This window comes from Hahella ganghwensis DSM 17046, assembly GCF_000376785.1.
Taxonomy (GTDB): Bacteria; Pseudomonadota; Gammaproteobacteria; order Pseudomonadales; family Oleiphilaceae; genus Hahella; species Hahella ganghwensis.
The window spans coordinates 1-25,747 of record NZ_AQXX01000071.1 but is presented as its reverse complement, the minus strand read 5'-3'; the positions used below and the strand labels follow the sequence as shown (position 1 = coordinate 25,747).

Genomic DNA, 25,747 nt, shown 5'->3' with positions numbered 1-25,747 from the left:
AATAGCGGGCGATCTTCTTTTCCATGCGTTTCCATGGGATCAGCTTATCCATTCGCTCCAGAAAGATTTCCCGGCGGGTCTTACGCTTCTTATTCTGGTATTCAGCTTCGGAGAAAGTCATCTGATCCATGGATAGTATTCCTGATGAGTGAAGTTGGCCGTATTATGACTGATTTGGGGAGTTATTCAGAGCCTCCCTAGAATATTTCCCTCCATGTTCACCTCCAGAATCCCCATGAAAGACTTCTCTTCCTGGCGCCGGTATTCGTTTGTCACCACATCTTCGACTTTACCCCAAACATGATGCATGTATTCGGTTTCGTTCTCTGTCATAGGAAAACCATTGTCCAGATACTTAAAAACCTCGCACGGAAAATACTTCGTTTGTTGCGCCTTCAGCTTAGCTTCCAGCGTCTCGATTTCTCTTTTCCTGACGCCATCAACGGACTGTTCTTGGGAGAGTTTAGCCGGATTTGCCGAAGCATAGGTCGACGTCATAAAGACTAACACAAGCATTTTCAACTTCATGCTATGCCACCTGAAAGTTCTGTAAGAGAAAACCATAGATTAAGAGCAACGTTCCTAATACGGGAAATAAAACCTGCGAGTCAGCCAGCCATGCTTCAGAGTCTCTCCGCCGGCGTCACTTCACAATGTGCCGAAAGGTTAAACTGATACGCGCGCCCACATTTTCTTCTTTCTTAATCGCATGCATCCAATGTTTCTGAATATCATTATCCATATATAGAAGAGCGCCAGCTTTTAATAAGTACCGCCAAGTGATATCTTGGTCAGCCTTTAATCGATACCAGATGTGCCGTTCAGCCCCCAGTGAGACAATAACGACCCCAGTTCCAGGCAAAAGCTCCTCGGACGAGTCAGAGTGATACCCCATCGTAGACTTACCATCCGGGTAATAATTCAAAAGACAGTTATTCGGCAAAAAGCCAATCGTTTTGCTTATTTTTTCCGATATTTCCGCCAGCTCTTCCAACATGCCCGTTTCCGGGTAGGTCATTCCTGAATAGTCGTAGGACACACCATAGCTGGCCGTTTTCCTGGCCCTCATTCTTTCATCCCAGGGGACCATATCGCGAAGCTGAGAGAATAAGCGATCAGGTTCAGAAACAAAGGATTCTATGATTCTAACCTTTGGCTCTAAATCAATTGTCATAAAGATTAACCAAAGAAACTGAGCCCTTCGCTGAATTCAAAATCCAACCGAGAATTTACCATGCTTTCTTTCAAAGCAGGCGTTACAAACAAATAACGGTTGTCCATTACCAGAAACTGTTTACTGTTCAAATCCAGAGCGTTTAGATCTTGTGAACCGAAGTGCTGTTCAACCATCATTTCCCGGTAATTATTATATTCCTTATCCTTCTTGCGATCCCAGATGATAGCTGGTCGAAAGCTAAGTCCTCCTCCGGTGCAGAGGTCGGTGAATGCGTCTGCTATATCGTTTCTCACAATGATGTATTCATAACCGATCATGATGGCTTCTGGTGTCCCTTCCTGAGTTAGCTGGAAACGACCATCTGCCAACTGATATAGACCTATCTTATTGGTTATTTCTAATAAAAATGGGATCAATTCGACTCCTTATAGGTTTGGTAAGAAACGACAAAAGTATAAGAGCCCTTGGACTAGACTGATACCATTGATTATTACTTCCCGGAAGCCTCCACCTGATTACGCCCACTGCCTTTTGCCTTATAAAGTGCGACATCCGCTCTTGAGACCATTTCATTGATCGTATCGCCATCTTTGTAGGTGGTGACACCAAAGCTCGCTGTTTTGTGTGTTACGACAGGAAACTTGTGCTGTTCAATCACTGTACGCAGTTTTTCTGCCAGGTGTGTGGTGCCTTCGCGGTCGGTATCAGGGCAGACGATCAAAAACTCTTCACCGCCCCAGCGTCCGACGGTATCGATTTCGCGGACATTGTTTTTCAGTAGTCTTGCGATTTCGATCAGTGTCTTGTCTCCCGTCTGATGGCCGCAAGTGTCATTAACATGCTTAAAGTAATCAACATCCAGAAGAATAATGCCAAACGTCTGACTAGACCGTTTTGCACGCTGCCATTCCTGCTCCAGTACTTCATCCAGTTTTAACCGGTTATAAATACCGGTAAGTGGATCAGTAATGGCCAGTCGCTCATGTTTTAACCGCTTAATAATTTCTTCCTGGACCTGTTGCTCAAGACGGTTTCTTAACAACGAAAGTTCAGTGATATCCGTAGAGAACCCAATAAAGCTGGAAACAGCCCCCTGTTCATCCTTCAAGGGAATCTTGGTCGACCAATAATATCGGACGTCTCCATTGGCCAGCTCCAGGGTTTCTTCACCTTCCTGTTTCTCTCCAGTCAAAAAGAGTTTTTCATCCATTTCCCTGAATTCAGAGTTACCGGCTTCAGAGACGGCTTCTTCATCCGTTTTACCAATAATGTCGGCAGGATCTTTACCAAACAGTGCGGCGGTTTTTTCATTAACATAGAGAAAGCGATAGTCTTTGTCCTTCATATACACAAAGGCATCTAAATTACTGAGAATACTGTTCAGTAATTCGTTCTTTCTGCGAATCTCCAACTCCATCTGTTTTCGCTCGGTAATGTCTGTCGACACCCCATACATACCTATGATGTTGCCATCCTTGTCTTTCAGCGGCTTTTTAACCGCCATGTAATAACGGGTTTCCCCCGTGCTGGCAATGATATTTCGTTCAACGTTCTCTATCGTCTTTCCTTGCTCCAGGACCACACGATCGTTCTGTTTCAAATCATCGGAAATATCCAGGGCGAAAAATTTCGAATCATCCTGTCCGACAATCTCGTCCAGAGAATGTTCAAATAGCTCACACACAAGTTTATTCGCGAAGGTATAACACCCTTCAGAGTCCTTCATAAAGACGTAGGCACCGATGTGATCAAGCGTTTCCTTCAGCGATTGAACCTGTCGGGTAAGCTTTTGATTCTCTTCTTCCAGTTTCTTATTCATACGACCACCGCTCAAGTGCCCTTCGGTATGCTCTTAAGACTCAGTTTTTCGATAAAAAGTGGCTATATCCAGTGAGTCTAGACCCAATTGGCCCATTATGCTTTTAGAGGCATTCGTAACACAATGTTAGATAACCTCATAAAATATAGGTCTGAATAATTTAGGGGTTAATTGAAAAGGGATATCAGGTAGGAAAAGAGCAGAGCAATCAAGTCTTGTCAGAGGATCGCAGTAGGGGGCATGAAGATTCTATCGTAGTTCGAGAGTACAACGAAAATTTAAACAGGTTTGTCAGCGACCCATTCAGATTCCCACTCGCCTGCCAAAGGAGCATGACCTATCCTTGCTCAACCATAGATCAGATGCCTCCAGATTATGAAGGAGGCATCTTTAAACCTCGCAGAAGACCCCGGGAGGAGCAACGCCGTTTCCACAGCCGGGCCTAAGGCATCATATCAACCTAGATTAAAGAGAGACTGCCAGTCCCTGGTGACCATGATCGGCGGAAGAAATTGACACTACGTCAACGGCTGGTTTTTCTTTCCAGGGACCAGAAATATATACGCGATCCAAATCCCATTTCGAATGACCACCGCCAGCGTGAATGCATTTAGCATCAGAAAAAGCTTGGTTTAATGCGCTGGGGGTAGCCCGATTAAAATCCCCGATCCACAAAACCGGCCTATTTGACATGGTTTGTGCCTGAATCTGAAGTTCGGATATGGCAATTTGTAGCGCGTCATCAGCCAACTTCTGATTGCCAGACTTTAAGTGAACAAATACCACTCGAACCGGGGACCCTTTAATCGTAAAAGTCATCATAGGTCTCACTGATTGACAGATTTTATCCAGATCCTTCGCATTGATAATCGTTCTTGTCCCTTCCTTTTGCTGAATCGACATCACAGGGTCACTATCCGTACTTTTCCATGCCAGCTCAAACCCTTGTTTGGATTGATCTGACTCAGCCAGACATACGATATCGTAGGAGGAATATTTTATGGCCCCCCACCCTCCGTTGACTCCCTGATTCATGTATAGAATTTTCATCATTTCTTCCTTGTACTTATCCATTGAAAATTATTGGCGGCAGAGCTTGTTGTACAGACTGAAAACCTGAAGTCTTTTTAGCCTGTACCACCATTGAGTGCATATTAAGCAAATCGGTATATTAGGCTCTTGATGTTTTACCTATTTTAAAGCCTGCGCGATGGAACCTACACTCATTAAGCGGTTTTTAGTAGCTGAATCCTGGCATCTAAGAGGAGAAAATCACTTATTGTCTATATTTTACTGCTTCGCAGGCACATCGAACGCCACCTTTTTATTCCTCGACAGAAATACCAGTACAAACTCGCTTATCTTTATCATCCGCCCGGCTTCCGCTAACATAACGCCACACTACAGGTATAAGAGCGTTATGAGCGAAACCAATATTCTAAAAATGAAGCGCCTGGTACCAGGCGGGCGTGTGCGTCAAAAAAATGAGCCTGTGATTATCGCCGCGGCGGAACAGGAATTTCTCGATTTCGGATACAAAGGCGCCTCAATGAAGCGGATTGCTGAGCGCGCTGAGTTACCGCGAGCCAATATCCACTACTATTTCAAGAATAAGCTGGACCTGTACGGTGCGGTGTTAAGTGATATCGTTGAGCTCTGGAACAGCAGTTTCGACCTGATCAACGAAGACGACGATCCCTACACTGCCATGTCGGCCTACATACGGGCCAAGGTGATGTTCTCCAAGACCAATCCCACCGCGTCGAGAATATTTGCCAGCGAAATCATTCATGGCGCTCCTCACCTCACAGAATATCTGCAAACTGATTTTCGTGACTGGGTCAAACAGAAGACTCAGGTTATCCAGAGCTGGATCGACAAGGGGAAAATGGCAGCGATTGAGCCCGTCCATCTCCTGTTCCTGATCTGGGGTGCCACCCAGCACTATGCGGATTTCGGTGTTCAGGTCCGCGCAGCCATGGATAAGGAAGAGCTTACCGATGCGGATTTCGAGCAGATTGCTGACAGCATGACGGAAATTGTTCTGAGAGGCTGCGGAATCTCACCACAAATCTGATTCCGGCACATCAAAAAAGAGCTGTCGAGGACTTGGGGACAAGGGCCTGTTGACGTTCACGGACAGACTCTTTTTTTGAGGAACCCTCGACAGCTTGCAAGGTTTATTATTTGTTTCAACAAATTTTGTGTACGACAGGTGTTTTTATTAGAACTCTTTTATGATGAGGCTTCGGGTGAATCCATGGAGGTCTTGAGTGCCTTGAGAGTCACCGCCAATCCCTTCTGCCTGGCACCAGGCTGAGTACCAAGCTGATTTTTCAAGTGGTTCCAGCTCAATCCCCGGCGAACAGGCTTTTCCAGTTCACTGTTTTCAATAGCAATCAGCTGTGCTGCGATGGACACCGCCACCTCCATCGGCAGTTTTCCGGGAACACTCAAAGATCCCACGGGGCAGACGATCTGCTCAATCTGATCCCGGCCGTAGCCTTCTCTGTCCAGTCTCATGGCAAATCGTTCAGCCTTGGTTTTAGAACCAATCAAGCCAATATGACGCAAACCTCCGTGATCCAACGCAGCTTTGCACAGTTCAAAATCCAACTGGTGGTTATGAGTGAGTATCAAAATATCACTTCCGTCGGGCAGCTCAGCGAGCCTGTCTACCGGAGATGCTGCGACAACCGGCGTAATATTGTCAGGGTAGCTGGCCGGAAACTGGTCCGCCCGTTCGTCAATCCACGAGACCTTGCAGGGTAAGCCTCCCAGAATCTGAACTAACGATTTCGCCACGTGGCCAGCCCCAAAAAGGGCTACCCTGAAGTGGCAACCGGGAACATATTCAAGTAATACCGTCGCCGAGCCACCACAACACTGCGCCAGAGCTGCTGCCAATGGGAAATGCTGAATGACTTGCTTCGCTTCCGTATCGGTCATTAATTCTCTGGCCTTTTGAATCACAGAGAATTCCAGTTGCCCTCCGCCAATGGTGTCGTAAGATTTATCTGTCGACACCACCATTTTACTCCCCTGATCCCTGGGGGTGGACCCGGTGCAACCAAGCAGAGTGACCAAAACATGCGGTTCCCCTTTATGCTGCAGTGACTTAGCCGCATCAATCCAGTTGATGGCTTTCATAGCAAACACCTCTTTTCCCTATTGGAAAGACTGCTCATTCCGGAAAGACAATCAGCAAGGTGAAGATCAGGGCGCAGCTCAGCTGATAGAGATGCGCGGGCCGATCTCACCTCTGAAGTTCAGAACTTACAGGAAAATAAATTTCGCAATAAACAACGCGCAGAGCACATAGACACTCACCGAGACATCTTTGAAACGTCCACTGGCGACCTTGATCACCCCGTAGGTAATAAAGCCCAGAGCAATTCCATTGGCGATGGAGAACGACAACGGCATCATGATAGCTGCAACAACAGCCGGTGCAGACTCTGTGATGTCATCCCAGTCAATTTCCGACAGGCCCTGTGTCATCAGAACCGCCACGAACAATAAAGCACCGGCCGTAGCAAACCCTGGCACCATTCCCGCCACCGGCGCAAAAAACATCGCTGCGAGAAACAGTCCGGCACAAACCACTGCTGTTAACCCGGTCCGGCCACCGGCAGCTATCCCTGCGGTACTTTCCACAAAACTGGTTGTAGTGGAAGACCCCAGAAATGAGCCAAAGATACTGGCGCTGGAATCCGCCATCAATGCACGTCCCATGCGCGGAAGGTTACCTTTTTCATCCAGAAGTTTGGCGCGGTGAGCCACCCCCAAAAGAGTACCGGCTGTATCAAAGAGATCCACAAACAGGAAGGCAAAGATAATACTGATCATCCCCACTTCAAAAGCGCCGGCAATATCCAGTTGTCCAAGGGTCGGCATCAGGCTGGGAGGCATGGAAACCACGCCCTTGTATTCTGTCAGTCCCATCATCAGACTGATGCCTGTCACCACTAATATCCCGATCATGACAGCACCGGGAATATTACGATAAGTCAGTACAGCGATGAGTAGAAAACTGATCGCCGCCAGAATGGGACCAGGAGATGTCAGATCACCCAAGGTAACCAGCGTTGCAGGACTGTCGACCACAATGCCGGAGGTTTTCAGTGCAATAATCGCCAGAAACATCCCGACACCAGCCGCCAGGGCCCGACGTAGAGACAACGGTATACTGTTGATAACCCACTCGCGTACTTTAAAAATACTGAGTGCCAGAAATATCAGACCCGAGAGGAATACCGCCCCGAGAGCCACCTGCCAGGAATAGCCCAACTCGCCCACGACGGTAAAACTGAAGAATGCGTTGAGGCCCATGCCCGGAGCAAGCGCAATAGGATAATTGGCATACAGGCCCATGATCAGGCAACCCACGGCCGCAGCCAGACAGGTCGCCACAAATACTGCACCATGATCCATACCGGCGGCAGAGAGGATATTGGGATTGACGAAAATGATGTAGGCCATGGTCAGAAAAGTTGTTATGCCCGCAACAACTTCAGTTCTGACGGTGGTCTTGCGTTCCGTCAAGTTGAAGACTCTTTCCAGGATGCCGGAGTCTTTCACATCGGATGTTATCTCCGTATCGAGTGTGTTTTCAGCTACGTTGCTCATAGACAGCCTCTTACTCTTATTTTTGTTTAAGTTCGCCAAGATATACAAGGCGAAGGCGAAATAAGTCTATCGATCTTATTGTTTCCCGGTGCCCGGCTTCACATGGCCAGACCCTGTATCCCACACGTCCTTATGAGCTGCTAGTCCTGGTAACTATTTCTATTTCCCTCCTTGTCCCTTTTTCCCTCCCTGTTCGTCATTGTTCCCAAATCAAACCGCTCTAAAAAAACTCAAACCTTGCCTACAGAATCAAAATGGCCCGGAAATCATTCACGTTGGTCCGGGTCGGTCCCGTCACGATCAACTGATCAAGAGCGTCAAAAAAACCAAAACCATCATTGTCCTCTAAGCAACCCTCTGCATTGATTCCCAGGTGTTCAGCTCGATTCCAGGTCTCCGGCGTCAGCCAGCAGCCAGCATTTGTCTCCGAACCATCAATACCGTCCGTGTCCGCTGCCAACGCGTATATCCCCGGCTCACCTTTCAGGGTATTCGCCAGCGAGAGCAGAAACTCAGCATTGCGTCCGCCGCGACCGTTTCCTTTTACAGTCACGCTTGTCTCACCACCGGAAATAATCACACAGGGTGTTGTGACAGGTTGATCGTAATGACGGGCGTAGATTGCCAAAGCGCCGTGAACCTTCGCGACCTCCCTGGATTCCCCTTCGATACTGTCACTCAACACCATCGGTGTCAGGCCCCGACGTCGAACCAATGCAGCCGCAGCCTCCAATGCATGCTGAGGGGTGGCTATCAGCGTGAATTGTGTATTTTCCAGCACAGGATCATTCGGTTTTACCGTTTCGGAAGCAGGATTATTCAGCCAATCCAAAACAGATTGAGGGGCCTTTATTTGATATTTGCGTAGAATGGCAATCGCGTTTGCGGAAGTTGTAGGATCGGCAACAGTGGGGCCGGAAGCAATGACACTGGGGTCGTCTCCAGGCACATCGGAAATGGCAAAGGTATGTAATCTGGCAGGCCAGCAGGCTTTGGCCAAGCGCCCTCCTTTAATGGCCGAAAGATGCTTACGCACACAGTTCATTTCAGAAATGGTCGCACCGGATCTCAATAGCGCCCGATTCACCTGCTGCTTATCAGAAAGCGAAATGCCTTCGGCGGGTAATGACAATAACGACGATCCACCACCAGACAATAGGCAGAATACAGTGTCACCTGCCTGGAGATGGCTAACCAGATCCATAATCCGCTCCGCCACTTCCCGACCGGCATCGTCCGGCACCGGGTGAGCTGCTTCCAGCACTTCAATATGCTCACATTCCAGGCCATGCTCATAACGTGTAACCACCAGGCCGGACAATGGCCCTTCCCAGTGTTCCTCCAGAGCCTTGGCCATGGAGGCAGCTGCTTTTCCTGCTCCAATCACAATGGCACGGCCGCTACGATCAGGCGGTAGGTAATTTGCCAATACCTGAGCCGGATGAGCAGCCTTAACCGCTGTATTGAACAATTCCAGCAAAAACTCTTTGGGGTTTTCCACCACGTTTATACCCTCAACTTCTCCGGGGCATTCCGGAGTATTCGTTTCACCAACTCCAGGATGCCCGTTTTGCTAACGTCACTTTACGACGCGGATCAGCCCTCTGCGGAAGCAATTTCATGATTACCCATGATTTCCAGCGCGCGAACCATGGCAGAATGATCCCAATTAATGCCGCCGTGGGCACTACAGGCGTTAAACAATTCCTGCGCGTTTGCGGTGTTCGGCAGACTAATTCCCAATTGACGCGCACCGGACAAGGCAAGGTTAAGATCTTTCTGGTGAAGCCCGATACGGAAACCAGGCTCAAAAGTGCGTTTCACCATTCGATCACCGTGAACTTCCAGAATCTTCGAGGAAGCAAATCCGCCCATTAAGGCTTCACGCACCTTCGCAGGATCTGCTCCCGCTTTGGAGGCAAACAACAGCGCTTCGCCAACGGCTTCGATGTTCAGCGCCACGATAATCTGGTTCGCCACCTTGCAGGTTTGACCGTCGCCGTTTCCCCCCACCAGCGTGATATTTTTCCCCATGGCTTCAAACAAAGGTAAGGCTTTATCAAAGGTTTCCTGGGAACCTCCCACCATGATGGTCAGTGAGGCTGCCTTAGCGCCCACCTCACCGCCGGAGACTGGTGCATCCAAGTATTCACAACCAAGATTATTGATACGCTTGGCGAAATCTTTGGTTGCCAGTGGCGAGATCGAGCTCATGTCGATGACGATTTTTCCGGGCGCCAAACCGGCGGCAACACCTTCTTCAGCGAACAGTACTTCTTCCACCTGAGGAGTGTCGGGCACCATGAGAATAATAAATTCGGAGGCTTCAGCAACACTTTTTGGTGTAGGGCAAGCTTGTCCGTTCGGTCCCAGTAGCTGCTCAGGAACCTGTTGGAAATGTTCAGAAAAATACAGTTGATGATCCTGATCCTGCAGGTGCTTTGCCATGGGAAGCCCCATGATGCCGGTACCGATAAATCCAATTCTGCTCATACGTGTTCTCCGTTATTGTTCGTCTTTGGTGTAAAACGTATTCGACTCGTGTGTAGACGACCGTTGATTCTTATTACAGTCCGGAACAGCTCATCGCTCAGTCCATCCTGAGCGCACTGCTCCCTCCTGGATTCCTATTGCCGTAGCTTTAATTGGCCCTTTAATTGGCCATAGTTTTATTGGCCATAGCTTGCCAACCAACCCAATCCAGCTTCAGTAGTGGTGGCCGGTTTGTATTCACATCCGACCCATCCCTGATATCCAATCTGATCAAGAAACCGGAACAGGAAGTCATAGTTTATTTCCCCGGTGCCCGGTTCATGACGACCAGGGTTATCGGCCAACTGAATATGCTTGATGGAGGCCAGATTATTTTCGATGGTCCTGGCCAGATCCCCTTCCATGATCTGCATGTGATAAATGTCATACTGAAGCGCAATATTATCGCTCCCTACCGCTTCGACAATTTCCAGTGCCTGTTTGGTGTTCTTTAGGAAGAAGCCAGGAATATCACGTGTATTGATCGCTTCAATCACCAACTGAATATCCGCACTTTTCAGTTTACTGGCGGCATATCGCAAGTTTTCAACAAAGGTTTCTTCTGCCCTGGGCAATGCCCCTTGGGGGGCAATTCCTGCCAGGCAGTTAATCTGTTTACAGCCCAAAACCTGTGCATACTCGATGGCTTTTGAGACACCTTCACGAAATTCACCGGCGCGGTCCGGCAGGCAGGCAATTCCCCGCTCGCCCGCAGCCCAGTCTCCAGCAGGCAGATTGAACAATACCTGTGTCAGGTGATTATTCTGCAGCCGGGTGCGGATTTCTTCTGCAGAAAAATCGTAAGGGAAAAGGTATTCCACTCCGCGAAAGCCAGCTTTGGCAGCAGCATCAAAACGATCCAGAAATTCCAGTTCCGTGAACAGCATGGAAAGGTTGGCGGCTAAACGTGGCATGTTTTGCTCCTTTGAGTAAATGAATTAACAATCAAGCAGGGAAAGCAGCCCGCAGGCTACAGAATCAGGTCTCACGCCGGCAGGCCGATGGCCGTCGGAGCATCTCCGGGGTTTTCTGCCAGATCCTCAAATTCGTTGATGGCATCGATATCGGTCCCCATGGAAATGTTGGTGACCCTTTCCAGTATCACTTCCACCACGACGGGCACCCGGAATTTCTCCATCAGGCCTTTTGCCCGCTCGAAAGCAGCCGGCATATCCTCTGGTTTTAACACCCGAATGGCTTTACAGCCGAGGCCTTCAGCAACAGCCACATGATCCACCCCATAGGCACCCAATTCCGGTGCATTGGCATTCTCAAAAGCCAGTTGTACGCAGTAATCCATATCAAAACCACGCTGAGCCTGGCGAATCAGCCCCAGGTAAGAATTGTTCACAACAACATGGATATAAGGCAGTTTAAATTGAGCACCGACCGCCAGCTCTTCAATCATAAACTGGAAATCGTAGTCGCCGGACAGCGCCACTACTTTACGTTTTGGATCGGCTTTACAGACACCGATGGCAGCAGGAATAGTCCATCCCAATGGGCCAGCCTGCCCACAGTTGATCCAGTGGCGGGGTTTGTACACGTGAAGAAACTGTGCTGCAGCGATCTGAGATAATCCGATCGTACTGACATAGCAGGTGTCGCGATCAAACGCCCGGTTCATCTCCTCGTAGACTCTCTGGGGTTTCACCGGCACAGAATCAAAGTGAGTTTTGCGCAGCAGGGATCGTTTGCGATCCTGACATTCCTGCAACCAGTTTTGGCGATCTTTCAGCTTTCCTGCAGTACGCCATTCCTGTGCAACAGTAATCAGCTCTTCCAGCGCCAGCCCGGCGTCGGACACGATACCGTAATCCGGTCCGAACACCCGACCTATCTGGGTCGGCTCAATATCGATATGAACGAACTTGCGCCCTTTGGTAAATACATCCAGGTTTCCGGTATGACGGTTGGCCCAGCGGTTACCGATCCCGAATACAAAGTCAGATGCCAACATGGTCACATTGCCATAACGATGAGCCGTCTGCAGGCCCACCATGCCGACCATTTGTGGATGATCATCCGGTATGGTGCCCCAACCCATTAATGTGGGGATCACGGGAATTCCTGTAATCTCGGCAAATTTCACCAGAAGTTCTGAAGCACCGGCGTTGATAATCCCACCACCGGCGACCAACAAAGGTTTCTCAGCCTCGTTCATCATCGTCAGGGCTTTTTCTGCCTGTGCCCTGGTTGCGCGGGGTTTAATCACCGGCAGTGGTTCATAGGTATCCGGGTCAAATTCGATCTCAGCCATCTGGACATCAAATGGCAAATCGATCAGCACTGGGCCTGGACGGCCTGTGCGCATCAAATAAAAAGCTTTTTGTACTGCACCAGGAACTTGAGCCGGCTCCATGACCGTTGTCGCCCACTTGGTTACAGGCTGAACGATGCTGGTGATATCAACGGCCTGAAAGTCCTCTTTGTGGAGACGGGCCCGAGGCGCCTGCCCGGTGATGCAAAGAATGGGAATGGAATCCGCCTGAGCGGAGTAGAGTCCGGTCACCATGTCAGTTCCGGCGGGGCCAGAAGTTCCGACACAGATTCCGATATTACCATCGGCGGTCCTGGTATAACCTTCGGCCATGTGTGCAGCCCCTTCAACATGACGCGCCAGAACATGGTCAATACCGCCAATCGAACGCATGGCTGCATAGAAGGGATTGATAGCGGCGCCAGGAACACCAAAAGCATTGGTGACCCCCTCTTTTTTCAGCACCTCTACCAGTGCTTCTACGGCTTTCATCTGTGCCATAAAACATTTCCCCTTGTTGTGAATTCTTGTTTTAAAGCGATACTAGTATTTTCCTGTCATTTGTGTCAACTTTTTATGAAAAGATTTTCCACACTGTGAAAATATACTTATTTTTCATTTTATTTCATATAGTTACATTGTTTTTAAAAAGTGATATATGAGCATTTCAAACCAAAACATGTGCAAAAAGAGACCTTTTTGTCGCAATTTTTTGCCTGTTTTTTGCTCCTGTCACCTTTACCCGCATTCGCTGTCGCCGGGTGAAAAAAGTCGAGCAAACCAAAAATAAAAGAGGAAAATAGCAATGACGAACAAGCTAACCCTGCAACAATCAGAGAGAATTATTGATGCCGCTCTAAGAAAAGGACGTGAGCTCAACGCCAAACCTTTAACGGTGGCAGTATTGGATGATGGCGGTCATTTAAAGGCATTTCGTCGGGAAGACGAAACCAGCATGCTGCGACCGGAAATCGCGATAGCCAAAGCCTGGGGAGCTATAGGGCTGGGAATATCCTCAAGGGAGTTGGGGAAAATGAGCATTGATCGCCCAGCGTTCTTTTCGTCATTGTCATCATTGGCGCACGGAAACCTGATTCCGGCACCGGGAGGCATTCTGATACTTAACCATGACGAACAAGTCATCGGTGCCGTCGGTATTACCGGAGATATTTCAGAGGTAGATGAAAGCTGCGCCATCGCTGGGGTTGAAGCAGCCGAATTGCTGACCCGGTTGCCGGAAAATGCCTAACTGGCAACTTATCAGGCAATCAAGCTATTGGTACCAAGGATGCGACAGCTGAGGTAAGTAACTTTTTGCGGTGGCAGCTTTTCAGGGCTGCTTGCCGCCAATAGAGAATGTTATGGATTCCGCTTTGTTGCAGACCAGTTCCCCCAATTCTGTGATACGACCTTCAGTAATACGTTGTACCGGTCCGGAGATTGAAATAGCAGCAACCACCTCACTGTATTCGTTATAAATATTGGCCGCAATACAACGCAAGCCCATAGATTGTTCCTCGTTGTCCACGGCAAATCCCTGCTGACGAATCCGATCCAATTCCTCCCACATGCTCCCCACGGTCGTAATGGTTTTAGGCGTGAATTCCTGCAATTCATCAGCGCCCAGCAGCCGCCGGATCTCAGCTTCACTTTCGCCTGCCAACATCGACTTACCGACGCCGCTGGCATGCAAAGGAGCATGACTTCCCAGTTTTGCCACCATGCGCATCATCTCATCGCACTCAATCTGGGCAACAAATACCGGCCCGCCTTCCTGCATGATGGCGAGATTACAGGTCTCTCCTGATTCCAATACCAATTCCCGCATAAACGGTCTGGCAGCGGAAACATAATCCCGGCTTTTCAAATAGGCATTACCCACGGAAAATGCTTTAACGCCAACAGACCACTCACCACGTTCATGATCCTGAGACACGTAGCCCAATTGCAATAACGTATTCAGTAAGCGGTGGGTTGTGGATGTCGGCAGTCTGACGCGCTCTGCCACTTCCGTCAGATTCAGCGCCACCGATGATTCAGCCAGCCGCTCCAGCACCGTCAAACCACGAACCAGGGACTGAACCTGGCCACCACCGGTTTGTGCGGATTTACTGGTCGATTTACTTTTCATAATTTTTCCTGGTCAAAGCCGTTCTGAATTCAGCTTTTTTCAATTGTCCCAAACGCTTTTTCAAATCGTTGCTCTATAAATAGTCATGACGGGCATAAAACCTCATAAGATCACGCTGTTCCGGGGACTGTCCGGTAAATATGCGGACATATTCCGGTATCCGTTTCATCCGGACAGCCAGATCCTCCCTGGTATTCATGGAAATATAACCAATCTGCGTCAGGTAAACTGTTCTTGCCCGAACATCTGATGCCGCTTCATCAAACCCAAATCGTGTGAACATATCTCTGAGGGCTGACAAGCGGATGTCATCCGCTTCAGAAATCTGTTTTGCCACATCAGCCGATTGCAGTGCCCAGCTTCGTACTGCAAACTCAAAATGGGTATCAAACAGATGATGATCAAGCCAACAATCAAAAACATTCAGCACAGACTCAATAATGCTCTCTCCATAACGCCCTGCCTGTCTGACCAGGTTGCCAGTATTCTTCTCACGCCACTGTGCCAACAGGCCGGTTAGAAGTGCCTCCCTGTCCTTGAAGAACCAGTAAAAACTGGTTCGTGACAGTTTTAGTTGCTTTGCCAGCGGCTGAATTCTGACAGCATCCACGCCTGACTCTATCAGGCTCTCATATGCCGCCTGCAACCACACATCTGCAGAGCCCCGCCAACCACTGCCCTGCGCGCCTCTCCCATGAGGTTCTTGTTCCTTTCCGACATTGCCAGGTTTATTAGCAGAAGTATTTGTCTTCGTTGATTTCTTCAAATCCTGAGTACTCATAGACAGAGAACGTCATTAATTCCTATAGGGACCCTAGGGTATCGATCGTGCGTTGTAGCTCGTATTAGCTTAAAGATACGGTTTAGCCACAGTGAAAGCACCAGAAGCATTTGCCTCCTCTCGAACTCAAATAGAAGTGTACAACCTTGACCTCGCTGTTGACAGTAATGAACATCAAACTGACACTTCAGATCACAAAAAGCGACACATATGACCATTTAATATACACTAACGACCATTATCTTGACACCCATGTACATTCTTAACTAACGTGCTAGTAACTTCACACCCAATCAAGTCGACCAAATTGGTCAAGTCAGTCAAACGCCAGGGGAGTACAACAATATGTCCAATGACCCTTTGCTTCAGCCATACCAACTCAAGCACTTGCGCCTGCGCAATAGAATTATCATCACCTCGCATGAGCCGGCCTATCCGGAAGACGGTATGCCGAAAGAGCGCTATCGTGCCTATCATGTGGAACGGGCAAAAGCAGGGGTCGCGCTAACAATGACGGCAGGGTCTGCTGCCGTTTCCAAGGACAGCCCGCCGGTATTCAACAATATTCTCGCCTACAAAGACGAAGTCGTACCCAGGTTGAAGGATCTGGCTGATGAGTGTCACGAGCACGGTGCTGCAGTGATGATCCAACTGACCCACCTGGGACGCCGCACCCGGTGGGACAAAGGTGACTGGCTGCCAGTGGTATCTCCCTCCCATCATCGGGAAGCAGCCCACCGGGCTTTTCCCAAAAAGCTTGAGGACTGGGACATTGAAAGGATTATCAAAGACTACGCAGATGCAGCAGAGCGAATGAAAGCCGCGGGACTGGACGGTATTGAACTACAAGCCTACGGCCACCTGATGGACCAATTCTGGTCACCATTGACCAATACGCTGGAAGGCGAATTTGGTGGCTCCCTGGAAAACCGTCTGCGTTTTACTTTCGACACATTGCGAGCCATTCGGGAACGTGTTGGACCGGATTTTATCGTCGGCCTGCGCTATGTGGCCGACGAAATGCTCACCGGAGGCGTCAGCCGCGAAGAAGGTCTGGATATCTCCCTTCGTCTCAGAAACAGCGGCATGGTGGATTTTCTCAATGTCATCCGGGGGCACATCGATACGGATGCCGGACTGACAGATGTTATCCCGATTCAGGGCATGCGCAACTCCCCTCACCTGGACTTTGCTGGCGAGATACGTGCAGCGACGGACTTTCCGACATTTCATGCCGCAAAAATTCCTGATGTAGCCACCGCCCGTTATGCCATTGCCAGCGGTAAAGTGGATATGATTGGTATGACCCGGGCTCACATGACCGACCCTCATATCGTCCGCAAGATACTCGCAGGCCAGGAAGAGACGATACGCCCCTGTGTCGGTGCCAACTATTGCCTCGACCGCATCTATCAGGGAGGTGCAGCCTATTGCATTCACAATGCCGCAACAGGCCGTGAACTGACCATGCCCCATGATATTCCCAAAGCGGCGGCACGGCGCAAGGTTGTGATCGTCGGCGCAGGACCTGCAGGTATGGAAGCCGCTAGAGTAGCGGCTGACAGAGGTCACGAGATCACCGTGTTTGAAGCTGCCGACAAGCCCGGTGGCCAGGTCCGCCTGACTTCACAGAGCCCTAGGCGGCATGAAATGATCAGTCTGATCGACTGGCGAATGGCTCAATGTGAGTCCAAGGGAGTCCAATTTCGGTTTAACACCTGGGCCGAAGCCGATACCGTCATGGCGGAAAATCCAGACGTTGTGATTATTGCCACCGGCGGCTATCCGGACACTGAGATTCTAAGTCGTGGCAATGAGCTGGTGGTTTCCGCCTGGGATATTATTTCCGGCGACGTCAAACCGGGCAAGAATGTACTGCTTTTCGATGACGCAGGCGATCATGCAGCTTTACAGTCTGCCGAAATAATCGCCAACTCCGGAGCACGACTGGAAATCATGACCCCTGACCGCAGCTTTGCTCCTGAGGTGATGGCGATGAATCTGGTCCCCTATATGCGGACACTGCAAAAACCGGACGTTACCTTTACCGTCACCTATCGTCTGCTTGCTGTTGAACGGAAAGAAAATGAACTGCTGGCCATCATCGACAGTGACTACAACAATCATCAAGACGACACTCATCAACCTGATGGCCCGCTGGATTTTCAACAAACTCGAACGGTGGATCAGGTCATTATCAACCATGGCACGCTCCCCCTGGATGAGCTCTACTTTGAGCTCAGGGAAAATGCTTCCAATGGTGGTGAGATCGATTACGATCAACTCATCGCTGGACAGCCGCAGACACTCACCAAAAACAGCGACGGAAAGTTCCAATTGTTCAGAATTGGTGACGCGGTCTCGGCAAGAAACACTCACGCCGCAATTTATGACGCACTGCGGCTGGTCAAAGATCTTTAGAGCAATCAAGTTACAGAGGTCACAAGCCAATAGACCTGAGGATCTGAAGACTCAAAGAGAAGGCAGCCACGGTAATCAGCAGCCTTCTCTTACTTAAATTTCTATTCCTACAACGAGGGCATTCGGCCATCAATGCCTTCGGCATACCAGGTCATTCCCTGTAGTTCCTGGTCACTGGGAGTGTTACCGTCCTTAATGACCACCCACCCTCTCTGATTCTTAACAGGTCCCTGAAATACCTGAAATTCTCCTGCGGCAATCTGCTGACGTCTGGCTTCCACACGATTGACAACATCCGTTGGAATCGCCGCGTTAAGGTGACTCAATGTGACCGCGCCTTCCGCCACCCCCTGCCAGGTAGACCGCTTCGAGGGGGTTTGATTCAGTGCATCATCGACAAAGCCTTCGTAGACTTTTCCCCACTCATAAACCACCGAAGTCAGGTGATAGCGGGGAGCATATCGGGACATGTCCGAATAGAAACCAAAGGTGTAAACGCCCTTCTCTTCTGCCACTTCCAGCGTTGTCACCGAATCCACCTGACTGCTCAGAATATCTGCCCCATCGGCAATGAGTTCACTCGCCAACTCTTTCTCTTTTTCCGGATCAAACCAGCTATGACTCCAGTTAACCTTTATTACCGCGTTGGGATTGGCTTCACGAACGCCAAGCGTGAATGCATTGATTCCCCGGGTGACCTCGGGCACGGGAAATGCGGCAACAAATCCAATCACATTACTTTTCGTCATGGCACCGGCAATTAATCCTGTCAGGTAACGTCCTTGGTACCCCCTGATCTGTACCTGACTCAGATTGGTGGACTGGCGATATCCCCTATATTGACAAACTGCACCTTGGGAAACTCTTTTGCCGCCTGGGAGGTCTGCACCGCAAAGTCTTTGGAAGCGGTGAAAATGATATTGAATCCCAGCTCGGCATACTTTTGTATGACATTCCGAGATTCTCGACCGGTGGGAACTTTGTCTGCAAAGTCAGTCAAGACCTTGTCCGAATAATACTGTTCCAAATAACGTCGCCCCTTATCATGGGCGTAAGACCAGCCCGCCTCCCCAACCGGTGACGGATACAGAAAAGCCAGCTTAACCGGTTCCGCCAGAACCATAGAACTCCATCCCAGCACCGCAATTAATAACGCTTTGAGATAATTCATACTGCATACCTCTCGTGTCGACATTCTCGTAGTGAGCTTTCGCGCACGACTACCGGTCCGGACTTAGCCAGAGCAGGCAACCGCACAGTCTTCGATCAATTTGGAATCGTGCAATTCAGAAGCACCAGACATCCGTCACTGAAGACCACGGAGGTACCGTCAGCGACAAAGAAGCGAGAGGGACCGTCAGGGACACAGAAGAGACAGGGACCCTCATTGTTTGAACAGTTGAATGTTTGTTTTTGCTCACGTTGATTTCTCCTGATGATTATTTTGGGATAAACCAGCAATGACCTGTCAGGACAACAGAAAAATCACTGATGGGTGGGTGAATCGTGGAGATATCAGGATGGCGGGCCAATTGCCCTGGCGAAGAAAAATACATGCGGTAATGACGAGCTGGTTGGCACAAAAGGCCGACACTCCGGAGATTTTTTCAGGTCGTTTAATTTCGGCCCCATGTGTAGACGACAACATATTTACTTCGACCATCTCAATATTGTTTTTGTTTTGAGTCAGTCCATTGCCTCCCGTACTTTTGCCGGTTGGCCATGGTGAGAATAGAAATAAACAATCATTTACTTGTCACTTGTGTCAAGTTAGTTTTTGACACAAGTGACAGAGTTGTATTTTATTGATTAAGCATCACTTAAAATTTTTTCCAATAATCAACAAACTACCCAAATTCAAAAGTTTTCAGACCGAATTCCTCATCAATTACCTGAATCTCTGCTCCCAGCAGTTAATTCAAAGTGCTTGAAGATCCATCCATACCCAACCGCAATACAAGATGCATATAAACACAACTTCAATTTGAACCGGTTCCCAGGACGAAGCATATCCGGGAAATCTGTCAGTAACCCGACATTCTTCCTATAAAGAACAGCGTTACGATCACCGCGAGCTGTAAAAATAATAATCAGGTAAGGAGACAAAAAATGCTCTCATCTTTTACACGGCCGTCAGCGCCGTTCTCAGGGAAACCTTTTCGCTTGGCAGTTGCACTTTCCATCACTCTGGCAGGAGGCACGTTGTCTTCCGCGGCCCATTCGGACAGCGGAAATGATTCCAACATCTACCAGGACGCTAAGCCAGTGATCTTTGTCGGTAATAATTGGGAGGGTTCGATTGACGTTATAGAAACGGAAAACTACGTGAAGATCGGCCGGATCAACGGCATCCCCGACAAATACCGCCGAATGGCTGAAATCATATTCAATCCTTTTAAGCTGCTGGCATTTCAGGCCATTCGGCATTTTATCGGAGAAGGACACGATCAGCTGGTAGACGATATGTACAGCACTCCGGATGGCCGCCTGTTAATCGTCTCCCGTCCCAGCTATGCAGATGTTGTGGCGATTAATATTGCTACAAATGACGTTGAATGGCGTTTCCCGGTGAAAGGTATTCGTTCGGATCATATGGCCATTTCGCCGGACGGCAGTCAGGTAGCAGTCTCCGCCTCGACGGGAAAAGTGGTTCATATTCTGGACGTAGAAACCGGTGAAGAACTGGGACAATTTCCCAGTGGGGATTCTCCACACGAAAATGTCTACTCCAAGGATGGCAGCAAGATCTACCACGCCAGTATTGGCATGGTGTTTACCCCTCTGGATGTAGACTTTCTTGATTTCACTAAAGGCAAGCGCAGGTTCCAGGTGGTGGACACCGCCTCAATGGAAATCATCAAGCAATTCGATATGGCTGACAAACTCAGGGAAGCTGGCTTGGGTCATCTAAGCCCAGCCGTTCGACCCATGGCCCACACTCCCGATGAGCGGATGTTCTACTTTCAACTCTCATTCCTGCACGGATTTATTGAATATGACATGCTGGAGGACAAAATAACACGATTGGCCCACCTACCTAACCTGATACCGGATTTGCCGATTACACAGTACGTGAATGACTCCGCCCATCATGGTATTGCCATGAACGGTGCCGGAGATACCCTGTGTGTAGCGGGCACCATGGATGACTATGTCGCTCTGGTGAATCGGGAAACTTTCGAGTACCAGATCCTGACCGATCTTGGTGAGAAGCCCTACTGGGTGACCAGTGACCGGTCTGGTGAGAATTGCTATATCTCTTGGAGCGACACTGATCAGATGTCAGTGATCAACTATGAATCCGGGGAAGAAGTGATCCGGGTGGATGTTGGTGATCATCCCCAGAGAATTCGTGAAGGGTACGTACCAATTGACTGGGTAGGCTATTACTGATCGATTGAATCATCCTTTTGCCACTCATCAGCAAAACGAAGGGGCAGTTACTTGCCCCTTCGTCAGGATTCATGTTGCAAAGCAAAAGCTGTTATTTTGCCTTAACGACGCTTCGCTCCGGCGCATCATCAAATGGAATATTCCTGAACAGCTTTCTCACGAAGAAGTTGACAACCGGTACACGATGCCTGACCCACACATAGGTGTCTACGGGTTTTGCGCCCAGGCTGGCCTTAGGTTCCAGCGCGGATCTTCCAAACAGGACTTTATGGCATCCCATATCAATGGCTGACTCAATTACCAACTGCAACAGCCGGAAGTAAAGGGGATGCTTTTCATTCACCTCATAATCAAAGCCAACATAATAGGCAATCGCTTCGTTCCCGTCTTTTATCACACTGATAAAGCCTAAGACGTCTTCACCATCGAGAATTCCATGGCACTGAAAGCTGTCTCCCAATTTCTGGTCAAGCCCCTGGAAGTACCCTTTTTCCAATGTCGCCAGGCGGGTTTTGGATTTTCGTTCGACCTGTAAATAAAGCGAAAGCAGTCGTTCATCCATCTCTTCATCAACCGTCAGCTTCCGGCACTCGAACCCGGCCTGTTCAATACTCTTGATGATTTTTTTGACTCGCCCACGATATTTTGACGTCAACATGCTGAGATAGGCGTCAAAACTTGTAACTCCCTCCCCCAGCTCCAGCACCATATCCGGGTCTGTCTGAATCTTCCGGTAGCTGAATCGTTCCACGACGCTCGAAGACTGCAGCCGGTCTCCCTTAATATCCTTAATCATGGCAAAGTCCACTTTTCCATTAAGTTTCTCGCCACGACGAATTTTATAGAGCAGCTCTGCCACAATACGCCAGCCGGTTTCCTCATCAAAGTTTTCGCTGAAAGCCACGCCATGCAAACCGCTGGATACCAGATTACCGCATACAATGATGCGTTCTTTGTAGTTCTTCGCCAGGGAACTCCTGACCTTGCTTTCAGAACTCATCAAACGTTCACCGCCGATCTCTGCAACCTGGCATGCGATAGCTACTACGGGCTCTCCATCCGTATAAGCAATCGCGTAACGCTGCCTGGTATTCTCAGGAGGGTGTGCTTCTATCGCCTGCAGATAGTCGCGGCTCATAAACACCGTGCTGTTGGCGGTCACCCTATCCCAATCACCAGCCTTCACAAAATCGACAGAGTCGGAAAATATATATTGATAATCTAACGAAGAATGGCGCTCTTTATGGCGCTGTACTTTATCTTTGACTGACTTAACGATTTTCACTATCCAATGTCCCTGCTACATCGTTATTACCTGTTCTGCCCATCATGACATCAGGCAAACACTTCCAGGCCAATAATACCCAGAAGAACCTCTGAGGGTCGATGGATTTATCGAAACCTGAAACCAGGGAATCTCTGTAAAGTTGGCCAGTTGCAATTGCAACTTTCATATTAAGTTGCGCAAAGAAAGATCCTACTGCAGAGGAGCACTACTGCTCATTACAGAGGCAAAACCACCTATTACAGAGATATGACCACCTCTTACATAGACAAAACAATTTATTACATACCAGCTTGACCGCTGGTTATATACTCCAATCTACACAAACCTGCATACACCTCCCACTCAGGATTATTTGCAGCAATGTGTCGACAAGGAATATAAGGAGAAATTTTCAATGATGAAAACCACAGCTCAAAAAGCCAGAGGACTGGGGCATCAGTTTCCCTCCAAGGTATCCACCTACATTAGTACACATCACAACTCTTACTTCTTTCTATCCGCAACATGCATAGTATCGGCCGTTTATGTATGGAGATTCACCCTCGAATCCTTACTTTACTGATTGCCGAAGATCATGGACGTTATCCTGCTGACTCGCATCCAGTTTGCCCTTACGGCAAGCTTCCATATTATCTTCCCCACCCTGCTCATCGGGTTATCTGCCTGGCTTTTGTATCTCAATTTCAAGTGCTTGAAGCCAGGTAAAGGAGCTCTGACCGCCGAAGTTTATGGCGAAATGTATGACTACTGGGTGCGCTGGTTTTTTCTGGTTTTCTGTATGGCCGCCCTTTCTGGCGTCCTGCTCTCTTTACAGTTGGACACTTCTGCCGGTGGTTTATATGAGGAAGCGGGAAGTCTGCTGGGAGGTATTCGAAAAACAGAACAAATGGTCGGGCTGGTATTTGAGGCGGGTTTTATCGGCCCGATGGTATTCGGTCGACATAAATTAAGTCAGAAAATCCATTTTACCTGCACGCTTCTTGTGTTCACCGGAATATATATTGGCGTTTGTCTGATATTGATCCGTAATTCATGGATGCAGACTCCCAGTGGTTATATTCTGGAAAATGGACAGCTATTACTTGGCAACATATATGAGGTGATCTTTAATCCCTCTTTTATTTATCGACTGACACATATGCTTTTAGCCGGATGGATAACTACTGCATGCTTTATTGTAGGAATCAGTGCATATCGCTGGATAAGACTGAAAGACCGGCAGGCAATAGGACCTATCAGGAAAGGTGTCCGGTTTATTGTGGTTTTGTCCCTGCTACAAATCATTTCCGGAGACCTTCACGGACTGAACATTCAGGAGTATCAACCTGCAAAGCTGGCCGCGATTGAAGGTATCTGGCACACAGACACGCAAGTCCCCTTTACCCTGATCGGAATACCTGATCAAACCACTGAGAGCAATCAATATGCTGTCGAGATACCTTATCTTGCCAGCTTGTTAATCACCCACTCTCCCAATGGCGAGATAAGAGGGCTGAACGACTTCGCCCCGGAAGACCGCCCTCCTGTTGCCCCTGTGTTCTATGCATTCCGAATCATGGTTGCCATGGGGCTGATCATTCTTTTCATGGGACTTTGGGGATGGTGGCAGGACAAACGTCAATCATCATTCTCCCCTGCATTTCTTAAACTGGCGATCTGGCTCACCCCGGCCGGAGTAATCGCCACCATTTCCGGCTGGTGTGTCGCTGAGGTAGGCAGGCAGCCATGGACGATTTATGGCATGTTAAGAACCAGTAATGCCGTTAGGAGTTATGGTGATAACGAGATGATGATATCACTGATCACCATGAGCCTGATTACGTTGTCTCTGGGGATCGCATTTATCTTTTTTGGCATAAGGGCACTCAGGTCCCGGCCTTTGCTGCCAGAGCAAAATCATCCCAGTTACCCACTGGCCGTATCTCCATAAACATCTTAAAGACAAACTTTCTGAGACTTTAATTGTCTGTCTTTATGGGGAATAGTGGCCTTCCGGTTAAATAAAATCTCAGAGAGTTCACCTGCAGGCTTAGAATGTCGCCCCCCGAAATACGCATTCACAAGGGGCAACTGGATAGCGTCAGAGCCCTATGGACGCCACTCCACAGCACCTATGTCACATTGGCCAACGCCATCGTCATCACCATCGTATCCCGTTTCCCGGGCAAGCTGATCAAACTGTGGGCAGGGAGAGATAGCCGAGTCAATCATCAGGCTTTCAGGCCTGGGCTGATAGTAAACCTCAAAACGCTCATGACCCGTTACCGGTTCCAACAATTCAGACAAGGTCGTGGCATCATCCACTTCCATATCCGCCACACACCCCATATTACTGCCAGCTCCCAGCATAAGCCCCAGGCTGGTCAGCTTCGCCCCACCCAGAAGGACACAGTTATGGGCGCTGGAGTCATACTCGAGACCGTTATGTGCCATCAGTGAATTCTTTATGTAGCTATCACCATAAAGCACAACGCCTGCCCCCTCGTTGTTAACGATAGTCGTATGCGTTATCCAAATTTTGCCGGAAGAACTGATCGTCGCAATGTCTACCGGATAATCATCAACCCATGCCGAGTCGCCATAATTCTCGGCAAAGGTACTGCTGACAATCTTCAACTGGCCGCTGTTAGAATTCTTAATTGCTGCGCCATCTGAATCATCATAGCCGCTCGAAGTATAGTTGCGATAAAACAGACTCCGTCGGATATCCGCGCTACCTCTGTTGTAAATGGCGCCTCCCACGCCATAATATCCAATTGCCTCGTTATCTTTAAACAATGAATCGCGAACTATCAGATTTCCATTATTGACTATGCCTCCGCCAAATCCGCCATTGACACCACTATGTGAATAGTTCTCCAAAATCTGGGAGGAATAGACTCTGAGCGTTCCATCATTGGCGACGGCCCCTCCCTCAGGCATATTATAGAAAGTGCGTCCGTATCCTTTATTCGAATAAAGCTTGCATCGATACAGGACCGTATCGCCATTGTTCAATAGCCCTCCACCATTGTAGGGAGTATGTAAGCGTCCGGTAACCCCATCTTGAGCGCGCTACCAACTGACTGGATAGTGTCCACTTATTTTTTAGTGGACACTTGTTATGATTGTCATAAGCGCACCTCGCTCCTCCAGAAAACGTCGCCAATATTCCGCAGAATTTAAAGCTAAGATTATTGCTGCCTGCCAACAGCCGGGGGTCTCTGTTTCTGCCATCGCTCTGGATAACGGGCTCAATGCCAATCTGGTTCGACGCTGGATCAGCGACGCGAAGAAACTCGGCTCTACCACGTCGGCATTTGTCCCCATAAACCTG

Annotated in this window: 23 protein-coding genes; 6 read left to right on the top strand and 17 right to left on the bottom strand. The window is 48.9% G+C overall.

Annotation, left to right across the window (positions count from 1 at the left end):
* Nucleotides 1-186 precede the first annotated feature (186 nt).
* From F566_RS0103755 to F566_RS0103735, 5 genes are all read right to left on the bottom strand, one after another.
* Nucleotides 187-528 carry a hypothetical protein gene (locus tag F566_RS0103755; RefSeq protein WP_020405637.1) on the bottom strand — a complete coding sequence of 114 codons (342 nt, stop codon included), beginning with the start codon at nucleotides 526-528 and terminating at the stop codon, nucleotides 187-189.
* A gap of 115 nt (nucleotides 529-643) precedes the next feature.
* Nucleotides 644-1,174 carry an alpha-ketoglutarate-dependent dioxygenase AlkB gene (locus F566_RS0103750; protein WP_020405636.1) on the bottom strand — a complete coding sequence of 177 codons (531 nt, stop codon included), beginning with the start codon at nucleotides 1,172-1,174 and terminating at the stop codon, nucleotides 644-646.
* Nucleotides 1,175-1,179: 5 nt separating this feature from the next.
* Nucleotides 1,180-1,593 (bottom strand): hypothetical protein, encoded by a 414-nt coding sequence (locus F566_RS0103745; RefSeq protein ID WP_020405635.1) that lies wholly within the window; start codon nucleotides 1,591-1,593, stop codon nucleotides 1,180-1,182.
* 74 nt (nucleotides 1,594-1,667) lie between these two features.
* Nucleotides 1,668-2,996 (bottom strand): sensor domain-containing diguanylate cyclase, encoded by a 1,329-nt coding sequence (locus tag F566_RS0103740; RefSeq protein WP_020405634.1) that lies wholly within the window; start codon nucleotides 2,994-2,996, stop codon nucleotides 1,668-1,670.
* A gap of 465 nt (nucleotides 2,997-3,461) precedes the next feature.
* On the bottom strand, nucleotides 3,462-4,049 hold the full coding sequence (locus tag F566_RS0103735; RefSeq protein ID WP_157496628.1) for an endonuclease/exonuclease/phosphatase family protein: 588 nt from the start codon (nucleotides 4,047-4,049) through the stop codon (nucleotides 3,462-3,464).
* 367 nt (nucleotides 4,050-4,416) lie between these two features.
* On the opposite strand from F566_RS0103735, the gene F566_RS0103725 reads away from it, so the two are divergent.
* On the top strand, nucleotides 4,417-5,073 hold the full coding sequence (locus F566_RS0103725) for a TetR/AcrR family transcriptional regulator (protein ID WP_020405632.1): 657 nt from the start codon (nucleotides 4,417-4,419) through the stop codon (nucleotides 5,071-5,073).
* A gap of 158 nt (nucleotides 5,074-5,231) precedes the next feature.
* Here F566_RS0103725 and xdhC read toward each other — a convergent pair whose 3' ends face one another.
* From xdhC to gcl, 6 genes are all read right to left on the bottom strand, one after another.
* On the bottom strand, nucleotides 5,232-6,146 hold the full coding sequence (gene xdhC, locus F566_RS0103720; protein ID WP_020405631.1) for a xanthine dehydrogenase accessory protein XdhC: 915 nt from the start codon (nucleotides 6,144-6,146) through the stop codon (nucleotides 5,232-5,234).
* Between the two features lie 126 nt (nucleotides 6,147-6,272).
* Entirely contained in the window at nucleotides 6,273-7,562 is a 1,290-nt protein-coding gene (locus F566_RS0103715) for an NCS2 family permease (RefSeq protein ID WP_026179732.1), read from the bottom strand.
* 304 nt (nucleotides 7,563-7,866) lie between these two features.
* Nucleotides 7,867-9,126 (bottom strand): glycerate kinase type-2 family protein, encoded by a 1,260-nt coding sequence (locus F566_RS0103710; RefSeq protein WP_245555131.1) that lies wholly within the window; start codon nucleotides 9,124-9,126, stop codon nucleotides 7,867-7,869.
* A gap of 95 nt (nucleotides 9,127-9,221) precedes the next feature.
* Nucleotides 9,222-10,118, bottom strand: a complete 897-nt coding sequence (locus F566_RS0103705) for a 2-hydroxy-3-oxopropionate reductase (protein ID WP_020405628.1) — start codon at nucleotides 10,116-10,118, stop codon at nucleotides 9,222-9,224.
* A 176-nt stretch (nucleotides 10,119-10,294) separates the two neighbouring features.
* Complete coding sequence (gene otnI, locus F566_RS0103700; protein ID WP_020405627.1) at nucleotides 10,295-11,071, bottom strand: 2-oxo-tetronate isomerase; 777 nt, start codon at nucleotides 11,069-11,071, stop codon at nucleotides 10,295-10,297.
* A gap of 71 nt (nucleotides 11,072-11,142) precedes the next feature.
* Nucleotides 11,143-12,918 (bottom strand): glyoxylate carboligase, encoded by a 1,776-nt coding sequence (gene gcl / locus F566_RS0103695; protein ID WP_020405626.1) that lies wholly within the window; start codon nucleotides 12,916-12,918, stop codon nucleotides 11,143-11,145.
* A gap of 304 nt (nucleotides 12,919-13,222) precedes the next feature.
* Here gcl and F566_RS0103690 point away from each other — a divergent pair, with 304 nt between their 5' ends.
* Nucleotides 13,223-13,666 carry a GlcG/HbpS family heme-binding protein gene (locus tag F566_RS0103690; RefSeq protein WP_020405625.1) on the top strand — a complete coding sequence of 148 codons (444 nt, stop codon included), beginning with the start codon at nucleotides 13,223-13,225 and terminating at the stop codon, nucleotides 13,664-13,666.
* Nucleotides 13,667-13,747: 81 nt separating this feature from the next.
* On the opposite strand, the gene F566_RS0103685 is transcribed toward F566_RS0103690, so the two are convergent.
* Both F566_RS0103685 and F566_RS0103680 read right to left on the bottom strand, forming a co-directional pair.
* Complete coding sequence (locus F566_RS0103685; protein ID WP_020405624.1) at nucleotides 13,748-14,548, bottom strand: IclR family transcriptional regulator; 801 nt, start codon at nucleotides 14,546-14,548, stop codon at nucleotides 13,748-13,750.
* Between the two features lie 73 nt (nucleotides 14,549-14,621).
* Nucleotides 14,622-15,329 carry a TetR/AcrR family transcriptional regulator gene (locus F566_RS0103680; RefSeq protein WP_020405623.1) on the bottom strand — a complete coding sequence of 236 codons (708 nt, stop codon included), beginning with the start codon at nucleotides 15,327-15,329 and terminating at the stop codon, nucleotides 14,622-14,624.
* Nucleotides 15,330-15,674: 345 nt separating this feature from the next.
* Between F566_RS0103680 and F566_RS0103675 the strand changes: the two genes are divergently transcribed.
* The gene (locus F566_RS0103675) at nucleotides 15,675-17,750 is read left to right on the top strand and encodes an NADH:flavin oxidoreductase (protein WP_020405622.1); all 2,076 of its coding nucleotides are present in this window, start codon (nucleotides 15,675-15,677) and stop codon (nucleotides 17,748-17,750) included.
* A 107-nt stretch (nucleotides 17,751-17,857) separates the two neighbouring features.
* Here F566_RS0103675 and F566_RS35170 read toward each other — a convergent pair whose 3' ends face one another.
* On the bottom strand, nucleotides 17,858-18,523 hold the full coding sequence (locus tag F566_RS35170) for a BMP family ABC transporter substrate-binding protein (protein WP_281169098.1): 666 nt from the start codon (nucleotides 18,521-18,523) through the stop codon (nucleotides 17,858-17,860).
* A 35-nt stretch (nucleotides 18,524-18,558) separates the two neighbouring features.
* A complete protein-coding gene (locus F566_RS37875; RefSeq protein ID WP_051085260.1) occupies nucleotides 18,559-18,921 on the bottom strand; it encodes a BMP family ABC transporter substrate-binding protein in 363 nt (120 codons plus the stop codon).
* A 938-nt stretch (nucleotides 18,922-19,859) separates the two neighbouring features.
* Between F566_RS37875 and F566_RS0103665 the strand changes: the two genes are divergently transcribed.
* Nucleotides 19,860-21,143 carry a YncE family protein gene (locus F566_RS0103665; protein ID WP_020405620.1) on the top strand — a complete coding sequence of 428 codons (1,284 nt, stop codon included), beginning with the start codon at nucleotides 19,860-19,862 and terminating at the stop codon, nucleotides 21,141-21,143.
* A gap of 91 nt (nucleotides 21,144-21,234) precedes the next feature.
* On the opposite strand, the gene F566_RS0103660 is transcribed toward F566_RS0103665, so the two are convergent.
* Nucleotides 21,235-22,428 carry a GNAT family N-acetyltransferase gene (locus tag F566_RS0103660; RefSeq protein ID WP_020405619.1) on the bottom strand — a complete coding sequence of 398 codons (1,194 nt, stop codon included), beginning with the start codon at nucleotides 22,426-22,428 and terminating at the stop codon, nucleotides 21,235-21,237.
* A gap of 577 nt (nucleotides 22,429-23,005) precedes the next feature.
* Here F566_RS0103660 and F566_RS0103650 point away from each other — a divergent pair.
* On the top strand, nucleotides 23,006-24,361 hold the full coding sequence (locus F566_RS0103650) for a cytochrome ubiquinol oxidase subunit I (protein WP_020405617.1): 1,356 nt from the start codon (nucleotides 23,006-23,008) through the stop codon (nucleotides 24,359-24,361).
* 158 nt (nucleotides 24,362-24,519) lie between these two features.
* Here the strand turns inward: F566_RS0103650 and F566_RS0103645 are convergent, their stop codons facing one another.
* Nucleotides 24,520-25,428, bottom strand: coding sequence for a right-handed parallel beta-helix repeat-containing protein (locus F566_RS0103645; RefSeq protein WP_157496626.1), 909 nt, complete (start codon nucleotides 25,426-25,428; stop codon nucleotides 24,520-24,522).
* A 106-nt stretch (nucleotides 25,429-25,534) separates the two neighbouring features.
* On the opposite strand from F566_RS0103645, the gene F566_RS31820 reads away from it, so the two are divergent.
* Nucleotides 25,535-25,747 (top strand): transposase (locus F566_RS31820; RefSeq protein ID WP_020405615.1); only part of this gene is annotated, 213 nt, incomplete at its 3' end.